This is a genomic window from Postechiella marina, assembly GCF_039538365.1.
Taxonomy (GTDB): domain Bacteria; phylum Bacteroidota; class Bacteroidia; order Flavobacteriales; family Flavobacteriaceae; genus Postechiella; species Postechiella marina.
This window is the reverse complement of record NZ_BAABCA010000004.1, coordinates 57,167-73,089: the sequence shown is the minus strand read 5'-3', so window position 1 is coordinate 73,089 and position 15,923 is coordinate 57,167. Positions and strand designations below refer to the sequence as shown.

The window sequence follows — 15,923 nt, the reverse complement described above, 5'->3', positions numbered from 1 at the left end:
CTTCCCAAAGAAAAATGGGGAGAGCCTCAATAGCTAACATGGTAATATGCCATAGGTGTTAATTGGTTGTAAATTTACAGCCTATTTTAGTTTGTAAAGGTTATAGATAAAATACAAATCACATAAATATAAAGAAGGTGAGTTTGCTATATATTTTAAAACTAATAAGTTCTATCTATTAACTTTTTAACTAACTTTCCTATCTTTGCACTTTCTTAAAAATTAGAACAATGCAAGACGGTTTATACGCAAAATTTAATACTACAAAAGGCGAAATTATAGTCGCTTTAGAATACAAAAAAACACCAGGAACAGTTGGTAACTTTGTTGCTTTAGCAGAAGGAAACATGGAAAACTCTGTAAAACCTCAGGGAACACCTTATTACGATGGATTAAAATTTCATAGAGTAATACCAGATTTTATGATTCAAGGAGGATGTCCTCAAGGATCTGGATCTGGAAACCCAGGGTACAAATTTGAAGACGAAATTCATCCAGATTTAAAGCACGACGGACCAGGTGTTTTATCTATGGCAAATGCAGGGCCAGGAACAAACGGAAGTCAATTTTTTATAACGCATATAGAAACAGCTTGGTTAGATGGTAAGCATACTGTTTTTGGAAAAGTAACAGAAGGACAAGACATTGTTGACGCTATAGCACAAGGCGATGTTATTGAAAGCTTAGAAATTGTAAGAGTTGGAGCAGAAGCTGAAGCATATAATGCTATTGAAGCCTTTAGAACTTTTGAAGGATCTAGAGAGCAAATGTTAGCAGAAGCAAAAGCTAAAGCAGAAGCAGAGTTAGATAAAATAGCTACAGGATTTAAAAAAACAGATAGTGGTTTACGTTACCAAATTATTCAAGAAGGATCTGGAGCGCAAGCAGAAAAGGGAAAAACAGTGTCTGTACATTATAAAGGACAATTAACGGATGGTACTGTTTTCGATTCGTCTTACAAACGTAACCAACCTATAGATTTTGCTTTAGGCGTTGGACAAGTTATTCCAGGATGGGACGAAGGTGTAAGTTTACTTAAAGTAGGAGACAAAGCTCGTTTTGTAATACCTAGCGATTTAGCTTATGGTAGTGCAGGAGCTGGAGGAGTTATTCCTCCAGATGCATCGCTTATTTTTGATGTAGAATTAATGGATGTAAAGTAAGCAGAGTACAAGTATCTTTTTTTACAATTAAGATATTCTGTATCTAGGTAAAAACATATACAAATACTTAAACTAAGGATAAAATTATAATTTAAAAGCATCATCGAAAGATGATGCTTTTTTTATTGACCAGCAGAGTAAAAATTAAAAACACAAACTAGTCTTGGGTATTCTTAGTTTTTTTAAGTTTCATTGTTAAATTAATATATAAAAGAGTTATTTAACAACAATAAAATACTAGCTACAGCTAGTAAATAGTTAATTTGTCGAATATATTTAACAATTTAATTTTTTGTGTTTAATTTTATCTTCCGATTAATAGCAAATAATGGTAAGTATAAAAGAAACAGAAATTTATTCAGATGTTCTAAAAGAACTCAATTATCCCTTTGGAACAATCTTTATTTTTAAAGGCTTTGTTGTATCAGAAATAAACAAAGGCATTTCGTTTAGCTGGGAAAACCATGCAAAAAAAGTTGTAGAAGATATCTCTATGTTTTTAGGCACTAATGGAAACGATTTGGTTTATATTTCTAATAGAGTTAATTCTTATTCTGTAGTGCCATCAGATTGGCTTAAATTTATAAAAAACACTTATGCGCTTCAAGAATATTGTATAGTTTCAGATAAAGAAACAACAAAATTAAGTTGGCTAGTAGAAAATTTGTTTTTTAATAAAAAAATAAAAAGATTTAATTGTATATATACAGCAATAAATTGGGTTCATAATAGGTTAGACGAGGTTGCTTAATAAGTATTTATGTTTATCTTTATTAATGCGTATTAATAATTTTAAATATTTGTATTTTGAATAATGTTAATTTAGAAAAATTAAAGTATCCTATTGGCCAGTTTAATAGTCCCGAAAAAATTACTGCAAACCATTTAAAAAAATGGATATCTGTATTAGAAAACTTTCCTAGCAGATTAGAAAATCTAGTTAAAGACTTAACAGACGAGCAATTAGATACTGTTTATAGACCAGGCGGATGGACTATTAGGCAGGTTGTTCATCATGTGTCAGATAGTCATCACCATAGTTACACTCGTTTTAAATGGGCTTTAACAGAAGATAAGCCAGTTATAAAAGCTTATTTTGAAGAGCTATGGGCAGAGTTATTCGACTCTAAATCTGCTCCTATAGAAATGTCTTTAAATCATATTAAAGCCATACATTTTAAACTTGTTTATTTGCTAAATGGATTGGAAGAAAAAGATTTAAATAAAGTTTTTATTCACCCAGAAACAAACAGCGAAGTACCATTAGGTTTTAATATTGGTAATTATGCTTGGCATAGTAATCACCATTACGCACATATCGAGAATTTAATAAAAAGTAATAATTGGTAGTCATTTTATGATTAGGGATTTTAACAAAAAAGATATAAAACAGCTATTAGATATTTACAATTACTATGTGTTAAATTCTATTGTTACTTTTGATATAGAACCTCTTTCTTTAAGTACTTTTACCGAAAAAGTAACCCGAATTAATAACGATTATCCGTTTATTGTTTTTGAAGAAGATAATCAAGTTTTAGGTTATGCTTACGGTAGTAAATGGCGACCAAAACCAGCCTATAAACAAACAGTAGAGTCTACGGTTTATGTTAAAAACGGAGTTCATGGTAAACAAATAGGCACAAAGTTATATCAAGAATTATTGCGCTTGTTTAAGCAAGAAGATTACCATGTGGTTTTAGGCGGGTTAACACTGCCAAATAATGCTAGTGTTAAATTACATCAAAAATTTGGTTTTGAGCAAGTTGCTCATTTTAAAGCAGTAGGACGTAAATTCGATACTTGGCTAGATGTTGCTTTTTGGCAATTAAAACTTCGCTAATTAATCCACTTAATACCACAACCAATACTTGGGTTTTGTGTGTTACTGTTTGTTTTGTTCTCTAATAAACAATTTAAAGCATGTGTTACATCTGCTCCTGTGCAAGGAAAACCATTGCCTGGTCTAGAATTATCTAATTGCCCTCTATAAGTTAGTTTTAACTCAGAATCAAAAATATAAAAATCAGGAGTACAAGCAGCATCATAGGCTTTTGCTACATTTTGTGTTTTATCATATAAATAAGGAAAAGGATAATTTTCCGTTTTAGCATGAATAGTCATTTTTTCTGGGCTATCTTGGGGGTAATTTATAGCATCATTACTAGAAATAGCAATAAAACTTATGCCTTTACCTGCATAAGCGTTAGCAATTTTAACTAAAGTAGAATTTACATGTATAACAAAAGGGCAATGGTTACAAATAAACATAATAACGGTACCTTTACTTCCTTTTAAACTATCTAGAGAACGTGCTTTATTAGATACAGTATCTAATAAATTAAAAGTTGGAGCTACAGTGCCCAGAGGAAGCATGTTAGAAGATGTTCTTGCCATTTTATTAGTTTTATACAAAGTTCGTAAAATTAGGAAGAACCTTGTCTTAAATTTATTTTAATTTTTTTTGATAAAATTTTTAGTAGTTCTATTTATATTTAAAGGTGTAAATTGTATTTTTAAGGATGACAAAAACGATAACATTCGAAGATTTTTCTAAAACCGACTTAAGAGTTGGAACTATAATTGAAGTAAACGATTTTCCTGAAGCTAGAAATCCTGCATATCAATTAATTATAGATTTTGGAGATTTAGGTGTTAAAAAATCTTCTGCACAAATAACCACTTTATACTCTAAAACAGACTTGTTAAATAAGCAAATAATAGCAGTTGTAAATTTTCCTAGTAAGCAAATAGCAAAATTTATGAGCGAATGCTTAGTGCTTGGCGCTGTAAGTGGAAAAGATGTTATTTTACTAAATCCAGAAAAACGTGTAAAGAATGGAGTTTCTGTAAGCTAGATAATGCAAGAACTCGATACCGTTAATATTAATTTTTCTACCAATAGTCTTTGGGTTTTAAATATTGCGCTAGCTGTGGTTATGTTGGGTGTTGCTCTAGGTATTTCTACCAAAGATTTTAAGCTATTGTTTAAAAAGCCTAAACTGCTTCTAGTAGGTTTTTTATCGCAATTTATATTACTGCCTTTTGTAACATTTCTTTTTGTATTGGTGTTAAACCCACAACCAAGTATAGCTCTAGGAATGATAATGGTTGCAGCCTGTCCTGGCGGAAATATTTCTAATTTTATGACGCATTTGGCTAAAGGCAATACAGCTATGTCTGTTAGTTTAACAGCATTCGCCACTTTTTTTGCTGTTTTTATGACGCCTTTTAATTTTCAGTTTTACGGTAGTTTATATCAACCTACATCCTCTATTTTAAAAGACGTAGCTCTAAACCCTTTTGAGTTGCTTAAACTTGTAGTTTTAATTTTGGGTGTACCTTTAATATTAGGTATGTTTATAAGGCATATTAATATAAAGTGGGCAAATATATTATCACAAATATTAAAACCATTATCCATTTTAATATTCGGCGTTATAGTTTGTATTGCTCTTTTTAACAATATAGATGTGTTTAGCGATTATATAGATAGGGTGTTATTAATTGGTATTTCTCATAATGTACTTGCCATTCTTTTAGGTTTGGGCGTTGCTAAACTATTTAGGTTACCTTTTAAAGAAGAGAAAACCTTAGTTATAGAAACAGGAATTCAAAATTCGGGGCTTGGATTGTTGCTTATTTTTACTTTTTTTGATGGTTTAGGAGGAATGGCTATACTTGCTGCCTTTTGGGGTATTTGGCACATTGTTTCTGGTTTGTTATTAGCTTTTTATTGGTCTAATAAGGGGAATTAAAATAAAAATTTTTGAAAAACATTTGGTTACATAGCGTACGTTTTTATATAAAATTAGGATTGTTTTTTTATTATAAAAACATAAAGGTTATTAATGCAAAATATATACCCAAGGATAAGCCTGTTTTATTTTTGTCTAACCACCAAAATGCATTATTAGATCCTTTGTTAATAGTAACTAGTTGCAATTTAATGCCATATTTTTTAACAAGAGCAGGAGTTTTTAAAAGTGATTTTGTGAGTAAATTTTTAAAGGGTTTACAATTATTACCCGTGTACCGAGTAAGAGATGGCTGGTCTACTATTAAAAATAATAAAGAAATTTTTGAAACTAGTGGCTCTTTATTGCATTCTGGCGAATCTTTAGGTGTTTTTCCAGAGGGAAATCATAGTTTAAAAAGAACAGTGCGACCACTAAGTAGAGGTTTTACAAGGGTTGTATTCGAAACTTTAGAGCGTTTTCCAGAAACAGATTTACAAATTATTCCTATAGGTTTAAATTATAAAAAACCAACTTGTTTTGGAGATAGTTGTACTGTTATTTACGGTAAGCCAATAGCTTTAAAAGACATAGATATTTCAAATAAAAATAAAGCAGCATCAGCTTTAAAAGCAACTGTTTTTAATGAATTAAAATTGCTTACAACTCATATTCCAGTAGAAAATTACAATAAAATTTTAAATGTTTTAAAAACAAAAAAAGCGAATTTTTTAAACCCTAATGCTATAAACAAGTTTATTTTAAAAGGTGTTGAAGTAGACGGTTTTAAGAAAGAAAAAAGCTCTCTTTTTGTAAAGCCACTGTTTAAAGTATTGCTTATAGTATGCCTTATTTTACCTTACGTTTGTTGGAGATTTGTTGCAAAACCAAAAATAAAAGAAAACGAATTTATAGATACCTTTAGGTTTGCAATAGCTATTACATTAGTGCCAATTTGGGTGGTTTTACTTATGTTAATTATACTAGTGCTAATAGGTTGGACTTTTAGTTTGGCATACTTAATTATGGTTTTGTTTTTTGCTTTACTTGCTGTAAAAGCATAAAAAAACCATTACAATTACTGTAATGGTTTTAAAATCTTTGCGCTTAGTTACTAAATATCGTCAAAGCTAATATCTGTAAAATTATCTGTAGATGGTGTATCTTCTTTAGCTATTTCGTTAGTTGTTGGTGTTACAGCATCGTTGTTATTGTATTCTTTTTTGAAATCTTTTTGATGGCGCTCACTAATTACTTCATCGCCTTTTTCGCGAATAATATAATCTGTCATTTCAGAAAGAATTTCTCTAAACTCAGAAAAATCTTCTTTGTAAATATAAATTTTATGTTTTTTATAATGAAAAGATCCATCGTCATTTGTAAATTTTTTACTCTCTGTAATCGTAAGGTAATAATCTTCAGCTTTTGTAGCTCTTACATCAAAAAAATAAGTACGTCTTCCAGCTCTTAATACTTTAGAAAATATCTCCTCTTTCTCCATCATATCATTATTATACATAGTTGTATTGAATTTGTAATATTATCATTATTTGTATCAAAAATCTAAAAAAAATATATAGAAACCAACAAAACCTGCAGATTCTTTTTGTATTTTATAACAATATAGAAGAAAAATGAATATAAAAATATGTAAGATGAAGTTTTTTAGAGACTTACATTTATTTAGATGCTGTTTCGCTAAGCTGCTTTAAATATAGGTGTTTGTAGTATCCATCTATATTAATAAGATCGTCGTGCGTGCCTTCTTGTGCAATTTCTCCATTATCTAAAACTATAATTTTATTAGCATTTTTAGCTGAAGAAATTCTGTGACTTACTATAATAGTTGTTTTATTAGCCGAAACTTTAGCTAAATTTTTAAGAATTTTTTCTTCTGTTTCTGTATCAACAGCAGACAAGCAATCGTCGAATAATAAAATTTCTGGAGATTTTATAATCGCTCTAGCTATAGAAACGCGTTGTTTTTGTCCTCCAGAAAGTGTAATACCGCGTTCTCCTAAAACGGTATCATATCCATTATTAAACTTTTTAATGTTTTTATGGACTTGGGCATTTTTCGCAGCATTAATTACCTCCTCATCGGTCGCGTTTTCTTTCCCGAATTTAATGTTGTTTTTAATAGAATCAGAGAAAAGAAATGCATCTTGTGGTACATAGCCAATTTGGTTTCTTAAATCAGATAAGTTGTGTTTTGCAATTTCTATATTGTTAATAATAAGAGATCCTGAGTCAATATCATAAAGTCTACCTATTAAATCTAAAATAGTCGATTTTCCAGAACCTGTTTTTCCAATTATAGCCAAAGTATCTCCATGGTTTATAGAGAAACTAACATTTTTTAAAGCTTTAATATTAGTATCATCATAAGTAAAAGAGACATTATTAAAAGCAATGTCGCCAGTAATTTTTGTGTGTTCTTTGGTTGTGTTTCTAATTTCTGGTTCAATTTGTAAAAACTCGTTAATTCTTTTTTGCGAAGCTTCAGCTTGCTGTATAATAGAGGTAACCCAACCAACGGTTGCTACTGGCCATGTTAGCATATTTACATAAATAATAAACTCTGCAATGGTGCCTAAACTCTTTATTTCTCCGTTTATATATTGCATGCCTCCAATATAAATTACTAAAAGATTACTAGCTCCAATAAGTAATATCATCATAGGAAAAAAGAAAGCCTGTACTTTAACTAAACTGAGTTGTTTTTGTTTGCTTGTTTCAGATAGGTTTGTAAAATTTGTAGAGGTTTGATGTTCTATACCATAGGCTTTTATTACAGAAATACCACTAAAAGATTCTTGTGTGTATGTCGATAATTTAGAAAGATATTCTTGTACAATTGTACTTCTTCTATGTATTTCTTTACTAAGTTTATAAATAGCTAAAGATAAGATAGGTAAAGGTATAATAGTGTAAAAAGCTAGTTTTGGAGCTTCGTTAAACATATAAATAAAAGCAATTAAAAAAAGCGTAATAGTATTAATGCTGTACATAATTGCAGGCCCCGCATACATGCGTACTCGTCCAACATCTTCGCTAATACGATTCATTAAATCGCCAGTTCTATTCTTTTTATAAAAGTTTAAAGAGAGCTTTTGGTACTGCTCGTATATTTCGTTTTTTAAATCGAACTCTATATAACGCGACACATTAATTATGGCTTGTCTCATAAAAAAGGTAAGTAAAGCTCCAATTAAAGATGCGCCAATAATAAAAAGAATGGCTTGAGTTAAATCTGCTTTAAAAACATCCTCGGTAATAGTGCCAGCCATACGTTTTTCTATTACTAGAAAAATTTCTTTTACGTAACGCGGAGTAAATAGTATAAATATTCTTGCTATTACAGTAATTACAACGCCTGCTAAGAGGTTTGTTTTGTATTTTAAAAAGTATTTATTAAGGTGTTTTAATTCTTTCATTTATGGGTTTAAAAGATAGGCACAAATATAAAGTATTAAAAGTAAAAACGTATTGGCTATACTTATTCCAATTGTTAAATATACCCTAAAGTATGAAGTGTGTTTTTAACTTTTAAGATGTAATGTAAAGTAATTGAATAATAACATGAAGAATATGAAGTAGTTTTTTAAAATAGTATTATTTTTGCACTCGAAAGTAAAAACGCTTTAATTTATATATATAAAGTTCTTTGTAATTATGCTAAACAGAAGACATATTCGTGTAAAAGTAATGCAAACCATTTATGCCTTTAAAGGAGGTGAAAGTGATGATTTTAGTACTAACCAAAAATTTTTATTGTTTAGTATAGATAACATGTACAATCTGTATTTGTTAATAATATCTATTCTTATAGAAATTCAGAAAAGAGCAGAAAGTGATATTGAAAAAAAGCAAAAAAAGCATTTGGCTACTGCCGAAGATAAAAATCCAAACAGAAAGTTTATTAATAATGAGTTGTTAAAAAAATTAAAAGATAATTTTAATTTAGAAGACGACATACAAACCCACCAAATTAACAATTGGGAGCTAGATCAAGAGTATATAGATGTACTTTTTAAAGCCATTGTATCTAGTGATTTGTATAAAGATTACATGCAAACTAGGGTGTCTGATTTTAAGGAGGATAAAGATTTTATTGTTGATATTTTTAAAGATATTATAGCACCAAACGAAAAGCTGTACGATTATATAGAAGATAAAAACTTAACATGGTTAGACGATTTACCAACAGTAAATACTACCATTTTAAAATTACTTAGAAAAGCTAAAGCAACATCTATAGATAGCCACTTTACACCTAAGTTATACAAAGATTTAGAAGATAAACAATTTGCTATAGAGTTGTTTAAAAAGACCTTGTTAAATAGAACAGCATTAAACAATGAAATAGAGTCTAAAACTAAAAACTGGGATTCTGACCGTATTGCAAATGTAGATTATGTGCTTTTACAAATGGCTATTTGCGAATTAAAAAACTTTAGTTCTATTCCTGTAAAAGTAACTATTAACGAATATTTAGAAATAGCGAAAGAATACTCTACTCCAAAAAGTAGCATTTTTATAAACGGAATTTTAGATAAATTGGTAAAAGAATACGAAAGCAATAATGCCTTGAATAAAATAGGAAGAGGCTTAATGTAATTTGTGTTAAGAAGATTATAAAAATTTTAAAACGATTAAAATATTGTTATTTTTGCCAACAAATAAAAAACTTTAACATGAAAAAATTAGCATTAACCCTTAGCGCAGTTTGCCTAATTGCATTTACATCTTGCAAAGAAGATGCAACAAAAAAAATAAACGAAACTAATGTGGCAGAAGCTGCTGCAAGAGATGCTGTTTCTTCAAAATTTCCTGTACTTGAATTCGAAGCATCTGAGCACGATTTTGGTCAAATAGAAAAAGGAAACTCAGTAGAAACAGTCTTTAACTATAAAAATACAGGTGTTGCACCATTAGTAATAACTAATATAGCTACTACGTGTGGTTGTACTGTACCAAAAGATTGGTCTAGAGAGCCATTATTACCAGGAGATTCTGGTAAATTTACTGTAAAGTATAATGGTAGCGGTAACGGTGCTATTACAAAATCTATTACGGTAACAGCTAATACAGAAAAAGGATCAGAGATTGTAAAAATTAAAGCTTTTGTAAAAGCAGATCCTAATGCTGGAGGTTCTGCATCGCCAGTTGCTAAAAAATAACTAACAACAATAACTATAAAAATGGGAGAAGGTATTGGGCAATTTTTGCCCTTCATTTTAATGTTTGTAGTCGTGTATTTCTTTATGATTGCACCTCAAATGAAACGTGCTAAGAAAGAAAAGAAGTTTGCAGAAGAGTTAAAACGTGGTGATAAAGTAATTACCAAAAGTGGTTTACACGGTAAGGTTTTAGAACTTAATGATAAAGATGGAACTTGTGTTATAGAAACAATGTCTGGAAAATTAAAGTTTGATAAGTCTGCTATTTCTATGGAGATGAGTGCAAAATTAAACGCTCCTGCAAAAAAATAAAACAAATTTATTTGTACAAAAAAAAGCTTCCTAAAATTAGGAAGCTTTTTTTATGAGATTTAAGGTCTAAAATATATTCTTAAAAACTTTTAAGATAAAAGCCCGTCTATAGATAGGTAACGTTCTCCAGTATCGTAATTCATGGTAAGTATTGTGGCTTCGCTATTTATAGTAGCTAATTGTTTTCTAACCGCTGCTAAAGAAGCTCCTGTAGAAATACCAACTAATATACCTTCTGTTTTTGCTATGTTTTTTACTTCGTCAAAAGCTTCCTCTTTAGTAATTCTTACAGCGCCATCAATAGCCTTTTTGTCAAATACATCAGGGAAAAAACCTGGTCCAATACCTTGTAAAGGATGTGGTCCTGGTTCGCCTCCAGAAATAATAGGCGATCCATCTGGCTCTACAGCAAGTACTTTTAGGTTTTTATATTTTTTCTTTAAAACGTTAGACATGCCAGTTATGTGTCCTCCAGTTCCAACTCCTGTAATTAGGTAATCTAATCCTTCTGGAAAATCTTCTATAACCTCTAAGGCTGTTGTATTACGGTGTATTTCGGGATTGGCTTGGTTTGTAAATTGCGAAGGCATCCATGCATTTTTGTTATTAGCAACCATTTCGTTTGCTTTGGCAATAGTACCACCTAAACCTAATTCTTTAGGTGTAAGCACCAATTTTGCACCATAAGCAGCCATTAAAGCTCGTCTTTCTACCGACATAGATTCTGGCATAACCAAAGTAAGGTTGTAACCTTTTATGGCTGCAACCATAGCTAAACCAACACCTGTATTACCAGAAGTAGGTTCTATAATTTCGGTATCTTTAGTTATCAGGTTTTTCTTTTCGGCATCTTCAATCATAGCCAATGCTATTCTATCTTTTATGCTTCCGCCAGGATTTGCTTTTTCAAGTTTCATCCAAACATTAGCATCAGGAAATAACTTACTTAGTTTAACAACTGGGGTATTACCTATGCCTTCTAATATATTATTTATTTTCATGATAATTTTTGTTTAATATTATTTATTATTAGTAGCTGTTAATTCAGAAATCTTACAAATAACTTGTGTTGCTTTTATCATACTTTCTACAGGAACATATTCATAACGTCCATGAAAATTATGACCGCCAGCAAATATATTTGGGCAAGGTAAGCCCATATAGCTTAGCTGAGAGCCATCTGTGCCACCACGAATAGCTTTTATAAGTGGTTTTATATCTAATTGTTTCATGGCTTCTTCTGCAGTGTCAACAATATGCATTACAGGTTCTACCTTTTCTTTCATATTAAAATATTGATCTTTTATTTCTACCGTAATAACCTCGCGTCCATATTGCGAATTTAATTCGTTAGCAAGTTTGGTCATTACTGCTTTTCTAGCTTCAAAATGCCCTTTGTCGTGGTCGCGAATAATATATTCTAGAGTGGTTTCTTCAACTTCTCCTTTCATATTATGTAAATGGAAAAAGCCTTCGTATCCCGATGTGTGCTCTGGTGTTTCTAATTGAGGTAATGAGTTAATAAACTCTGTAGCAATGTACATCGAGTTTATCATTTTTCCTTTGGCATAACCTGGGTGTACAATTTTACCTTTTACTTTAACAACAGCACCTGCAGCATTAAAGTTTTCGTATTCTAATTCTCCAATTTGACTACCATCCATAGTGTAAGCCCATTCTGCTCCAAATTTTTCTACATCAAATTTATGAGCACCTCTACCAATTTCTTCGTCTGGTGTAAAGCCCACACGTATTTTTCCGTGTTTAATTTCGGGGTTATTAATTAAATACTCCATAGCCGAAACAATTTCGCAAATACCAGCTTTATCATCTGCTCCTAATAATGTTGTTCCGTCTGTAGTAATTAAAGTTTGACCTTTGTAAAGTAATAAGTCGTCAAAATAACTTGGCGATAAAATTATGTTTTCTTCTTTATTTAATACAATATCTTTACCGTCATATTTTTCAATAATTTGAGGTTTTACGTTTGCACCAGTAAAGTCTGGCGAAGTATCAAAATGAGAAATAAAACCTATAGTTGGCACCTCGTGGTTTACATTACTAGGCAATGTGGCCATAATATATGCATTGTCATCTATAGTAACATCTTCCATACCAATAGTTTTTAATTCTTCGGCAAGTTTATTTGCCAAATCCCATTGGTTAACTGTACTTGGTGTAGTCTCAGAATTTGGGTCAGATTCGGTGTCAATGGTAACGTAACCTATAAAGCGTTTTATAATGTGTTCTTTTGAAATCATTAAAATAAAAATTAAGAAATTTAGCGAGGTGAATACGTCCTCTTTATGGCATCTAAATTACGATTATTAATTGAGAAAATTAATCGATTTAACATTTCTAAAGGTTATAATTTTGATAGTTTTTTTGATTTTGATAAAGATGAAAAACAGTATTTTGTATATATAATTTAAGCGGTTAAAGTGAATTAAATATTTTTTTGACTTTTGAATTGGTTGATTTTTTATTTAGAAGTACTTTTGCACAAATAATTTTTGATGTATAAATTACTACTTCGCCCAATATTCTTTCTTTTCGATCCTGAAAAAATTCACTATTTCACTTTTTCTTTAATTCGATTTTCATCTAAAATACCAGGAGTGTCTGCTATATTTAGAGGTTTATATCAAGTAAACGACGCTAGATTAGAGCGAAACTTATTTGGGTTAACATTTAAAAACCCGGTTGGTTTGGCTGCAGGTTTCGATAAAAATGCTGTTTTATTTAATGAGTTAGCCGATTTTGGATTCGGTTTTATAGAAATAGGTACCGTTACACCAAAGGGACAAGCAGGAAACCCAAAAAAACGATTATTTCGATTAAAAGACGACCAAGGTATTATTAACCGTATGGGTTTTAATAACGAAGGTATGGAGGTTGCCATAGAACAATTAAAGAAAAATAAAGGAAAACTTATAATAGGAGGTAATATTGGTAAAAATACCGACACAAAACCAGAAGGATATACCAAAGATTATTTAGAGTGTTTTAATGCTTTGCATAATTATGTAGATTATTTTGTACTTAACGTAAGTTGCCCAAATGTGGGAAGTCATGCTAAATTAAACGATAAAGACTATTTGTTGGAGTTAATAAGCACGGTACAAAAGGCTAACAAAACGTTCGATAAACAAAAGCCTATTCTTTTAAAAATTGCACCAGATTTAAATGATATACAGTTAGACGAAATTGTAGAGCTTGTTTTAGAAACAAAACTAGATGGTGTAATAGCTAGTAATACATCTACAGATAGAACGGGTTTAAAAGCATCTAAAGAAATGCTAGAAAATATTGGTAATGGAGGTTTAAGCGGACAACCTATTAAAGATAAAAGTACTAAAGTAATTAAGTATTTAGCAGATAAAAGCAATAAAGCATTCCCTATTATTGGAGTTGGTGGAATTCACTCTGCTGCAGATGCTTTAGATAAAATTGAAGCTGGAGCAGATTTGGTACAGATTTACACAGGGTTTATTTACGAAGGACCAAGTCTTATTAAAAAAATAAACAAGGCTATATTAAAGTAACAAAGCCATTTACTTTATTATTTTTTTTATTACAGTAGACGTATTGCTATTTACTTTTAAAAGGTAAGTGCCTTTATTTAGTCTATTAATATTTATACTGTTATTGGTAACAACACCTTGCATTAAGCTTTGTCCCATTGTATTTAAAATGCTGTAGGTTATAACATCGTTTGTGTTTTCTGCCAATATGTACAGTGCATCTCCAGAAACAGGGTTGGGGTAAACTTTTACATTAAAGCGATTAGAATCTGTAGGTTCTAAAATATTTTGTTCTTTAATACTAATATTATCTATGGCAATATCGGCATCCCAACTTGTACCACGAATGGCTCTAAAGCGTATTTTAATAATTTGACCACTGTATTGAGATAAATTAACTTCTTTTACTAAATAATCATCATTAGCTTTGTTTTGTGTTTGTCCTACTAAAGGCGTTATTATATCGTTTTCAAAACCAGAATCGGTTTGTATATCTACATGTAATTCGCCCATATGTTCTCCAAACATGTGATAAGAAAACTCTAATAAGGTGTTATATTGATTTATTTCTATACAAGGCGAAATAAATTCTGCAATATCACCTGGTTGAGCGCCAGAAGCCTCGGCAAAAATATAAGTACCAGAAGTTTTGTTTTTAGAATTATCGTTAGACGGACCTGTTTTTTCTGTAGGTGTATTACCTTTATTAACTAACCAATTATATCCGTTTTGAGACGCATCAATAGTACTCCAACCTGCATCGTTGGTTGTTGTAAAATTATCAAAACCTTCTGTAAAAGGCGATGTTTTTAGCATGCCAACTTTTATATAATTGTAATAGGTTTTATTTATAGATTTTGTTTTATTAGATACCGTTAGCGTTACGTTGTAAACACCAGAAGTAAAGGTGTGAGTAGGGTTTTTAGTGGTGTAATCTATAATGCCATCTTCGTTAACATCCCATTGCCAAGAGGTTGCGTTTTTGTAATTAGCATTAAAATTTACAGTTAGTGTGTTGTCGCAGGTTTGATTAACATCGGTAGTAAAATCGGCGTTAAAGTCGTTAGAGCTATAATAGTTTTTTGCCGATTTATAAAAAGCAAACATGCGGGCTAATTGTTGTTTAGAAAAATGAGAACGACAAGCCTTTTTAGAATACGACATAATGTTTTGGGTGTCTGGTTTAAACACATCGCCATGGGCATCAAAAACAGTTTCTGTGTAGGCACAAAAGTTGTTTACGCTTGTTGCATTAATTTTAGGATCTGCAGGTGTATCGCATATACCATCGCCATCTGTGTCGCAATTGCTACCATCTACCAATTCTGTTGTTAACTTATTTTCGTCTGGACCATGTGTATGCATTAGCGAAAATAAATGTCCTATTTCGTGGGCTAAAGACGATCCATTTTTAGCACAATCGTTTTTCATTACAATTACATCGGTTCTGCCTACATTATTTGTGTAACCACAAATTTTGTTTTCCAATTCGTTTTCTAAATAGTCTGTAAAATAAACATTAACAACACCGCTTATGTTATTATTTGTTGTTAAATCGGTTTCATTTTTTTTGTTAAAATGACAAAAGGCATCATTATTAATAAAATCTATACTATCTATTAAATAAAATTCTAAATAGGCGTCAGCAAACAAATGGTTAAGGTTGTTTACAATTTGTATTAAATCGGCTTTACATAGACCGCCTTTGCCATTAGATTGTCTTACAACATGTGCTTTAATAGGTATAGAATTTCTTAGCCCTGGGTGTGAAGATTTACCATGATGAGAAGCTAAGTTTAAAAACTGGTTTTCGTATTGTTTAATTTGTGGCTTAATGCTTTTTATATATTCTTGATAACTTGCGCCATAACTTGTGCCACAGTGTAGTTGCTCTTCTTGGCTTTCTGCAGAAGCACAGTAGATAAACATCGAAACTAGTAATAACGATGCTAAGAGGTTGTTATGTAGGTTAAAAAGCTTCATTTGGGGTAAAACATTTTTTCA

17 protein-coding genes are annotated in these 15,923 nt (G+C 30.8%); 11 read left to right on the top strand and 6 right to left on the bottom strand.

The window, feature by feature from the left end:
* The first annotated feature begins 230 nt into the window (after positions 1-230).
* The 4 genes from ABD715_RS09580 to ABD715_RS09565 all read left to right on the top strand — a co-directional run bounded on the left by ABD715_RS09580 (position 231) and on the right by ABD715_RS09565 (position 3,006).
* Positions 231-1,163 carry a peptidylprolyl isomerase gene (locus ABD715_RS09580; RefSeq protein ID WP_344787972.1) on the top strand — a complete coding sequence of 311 codons (933 nt, stop codon included), beginning with the start codon at positions 231-233 and terminating at the stop codon, positions 1,161-1,163.
* Between the two features lie 328 nt (positions 1,164-1,491).
* Entirely contained in the window at positions 1,492-1,914 is a 423-nt protein-coding gene (locus ABD715_RS09575) for a hypothetical protein (protein WP_344787971.1), read from the top strand.
* A gap of 56 nt (positions 1,915-1,970) precedes the next feature.
* Entirely contained in the window at positions 1,971-2,513 is a 543-nt protein-coding gene (locus tag ABD715_RS09570) for a YfiT family bacillithiol transferase (RefSeq protein ID WP_344787970.1), read from the top strand.
* A gap of 7 nt (positions 2,514-2,520) precedes the next feature.
* Positions 2,521-3,006: a GNAT family N-acetyltransferase gene (locus ABD715_RS09565; protein WP_344787969.1), complete on the top strand. Its 486-nt coding sequence runs from the start codon at positions 2,521-2,523 to the stop codon at positions 3,004-3,006.
* Here the strand turns inward: ABD715_RS09565 and ABD715_RS09560 are convergent.
* Positions 3,003-3,560 (bottom strand): thioredoxin family protein, encoded by a 558-nt coding sequence (locus ABD715_RS09560; RefSeq protein WP_344787968.1) that lies wholly within the window; start codon positions 3,558-3,560, stop codon positions 3,003-3,005. The two genes, ABD715_RS09565 and ABD715_RS09560, sit on opposite strands and share 4 nt — an antisense overlap.
* Before the next feature lie 125 nt (positions 3,561-3,685).
* Here ABD715_RS09560 and ABD715_RS09555 point away from each other — a divergent pair, with 125 nt between their 5' ends.
* From ABD715_RS09555 to ABD715_RS09545, 3 genes are read left to right on the top strand one after another with little or no spacing between them, the layout of a single operon-like run.
* Positions 3,686-4,021, top strand: coding sequence for a tRNA-binding protein (locus ABD715_RS09555; RefSeq protein WP_344787967.1), 336 nt, complete (start codon positions 3,686-3,688; stop codon positions 4,019-4,021).
* A gap of 3 nt (positions 4,022-4,024) precedes the next feature.
* Positions 4,025-4,921: a bile acid:sodium symporter family protein gene (locus ABD715_RS09550; protein ID WP_344787966.1), complete on the top strand. Its 897-nt coding sequence runs from the start codon at positions 4,025-4,027 to the stop codon at positions 4,919-4,921.
* An 11-nt stretch (positions 4,922-4,932) separates the two neighbouring features.
* Complete coding sequence (locus tag ABD715_RS09545) at positions 4,933-5,964, top strand: lysophospholipid acyltransferase family protein (protein WP_344787965.1); 1,032 nt, start codon at positions 4,933-4,935, stop codon at positions 5,962-5,964.
* Positions 5,965-6,014: 50 nt separating this feature from the next.
* Here the strand turns inward: ABD715_RS09545 and ABD715_RS09540 are convergent, their stop codons facing one another.
* Together ABD715_RS09540 and ABD715_RS09535 are read right to left on the bottom strand one after the other, a co-directional pair.
* Entirely contained in the window at positions 6,015-6,419 is a 405-nt protein-coding gene (locus ABD715_RS09540; protein ID WP_344787964.1) for a PUR family DNA/RNA-binding protein, read from the bottom strand.
* Between the two features lie 160 nt (positions 6,420-6,579).
* The gene (locus ABD715_RS09535) at positions 6,580-8,337 is read right to left on the bottom strand and encodes an ABC transporter ATP-binding protein (protein WP_344787962.1); all 1,758 of its coding nucleotides are present in this window, start codon (positions 8,335-8,337) and stop codon (positions 6,580-6,582) included.
* A gap of 238 nt (positions 8,338-8,575) precedes the next feature.
* On the opposite strand from ABD715_RS09535, the gene nusB reads away from it, so the two are divergent.
* The 3 genes from nusB to yajC all read left to right on the top strand — a co-directional run bounded on the left by nusB (position 8,576) and on the right by yajC (position 10,395).
* The gene (nusB, locus tag ABD715_RS09530) at positions 8,576-9,520 is read left to right on the top strand and encodes a transcription antitermination factor NusB (RefSeq protein ID WP_344787961.1); all 945 of its coding nucleotides are present in this window, start codon (positions 8,576-8,578) and stop codon (positions 9,518-9,520) included.
* A 77-nt stretch (positions 9,521-9,597) separates the two neighbouring features.
* Positions 9,598-10,083 (top strand): DUF1573 domain-containing protein, encoded by a 486-nt coding sequence (locus tag ABD715_RS09525; RefSeq protein ID WP_344787960.1) that lies wholly within the window; start codon positions 9,598-9,600, stop codon positions 10,081-10,083.
* 21 nt (positions 10,084-10,104) lie between these two features.
* On the top strand, positions 10,105-10,395 hold the full coding sequence (gene yajC / locus ABD715_RS09520; RefSeq protein WP_344787959.1) for a preprotein translocase subunit YajC: 291 nt from the start codon (positions 10,105-10,107) through the stop codon (positions 10,393-10,395).
* An 89-nt stretch (positions 10,396-10,484) separates the two neighbouring features.
* On the opposite strand, the gene cysK is transcribed toward yajC, so the two are convergent.
* Positions 10,485-11,396 carry a cysteine synthase A gene (gene cysK, locus ABD715_RS09515; RefSeq protein WP_344787957.1) on the bottom strand — a complete coding sequence of 304 codons (912 nt, stop codon included), beginning with the start codon at positions 11,394-11,396 and terminating at the stop codon, positions 10,485-10,487.
* An 18-nt stretch (positions 11,397-11,414) separates the two neighbouring features.
* Positions 11,415-12,656, bottom strand: a complete 1,242-nt coding sequence (gene pepT / locus ABD715_RS09510; RefSeq protein WP_344787956.1) for a peptidase T — start codon at positions 12,654-12,656, stop codon at positions 11,415-11,417.
* 255 nt (positions 12,657-12,911) lie between these two features.
* Between pepT and ABD715_RS09505 the strand changes: the two genes are divergently transcribed.
* Entirely contained in the window at positions 12,912-13,940 is a 1,029-nt protein-coding gene (locus ABD715_RS09505) for a quinone-dependent dihydroorotate dehydrogenase (RefSeq protein WP_344787955.1), read from the top strand.
* A 9-nt stretch (positions 13,941-13,949) separates the two neighbouring features.
* On the opposite strand, the gene ABD715_RS09500 is transcribed toward ABD715_RS09505, so the two are convergent.
* On the bottom strand, positions 13,950-15,902 hold the full coding sequence (locus ABD715_RS09500; RefSeq protein ID WP_344787954.1) for a T9SS-dependent choice-of-anchor J family protein: 1,953 nt from the start codon (positions 15,900-15,902) through the stop codon (positions 13,950-13,952).
* Positions 15,903-15,923: the final 21 nt, after the last annotated feature.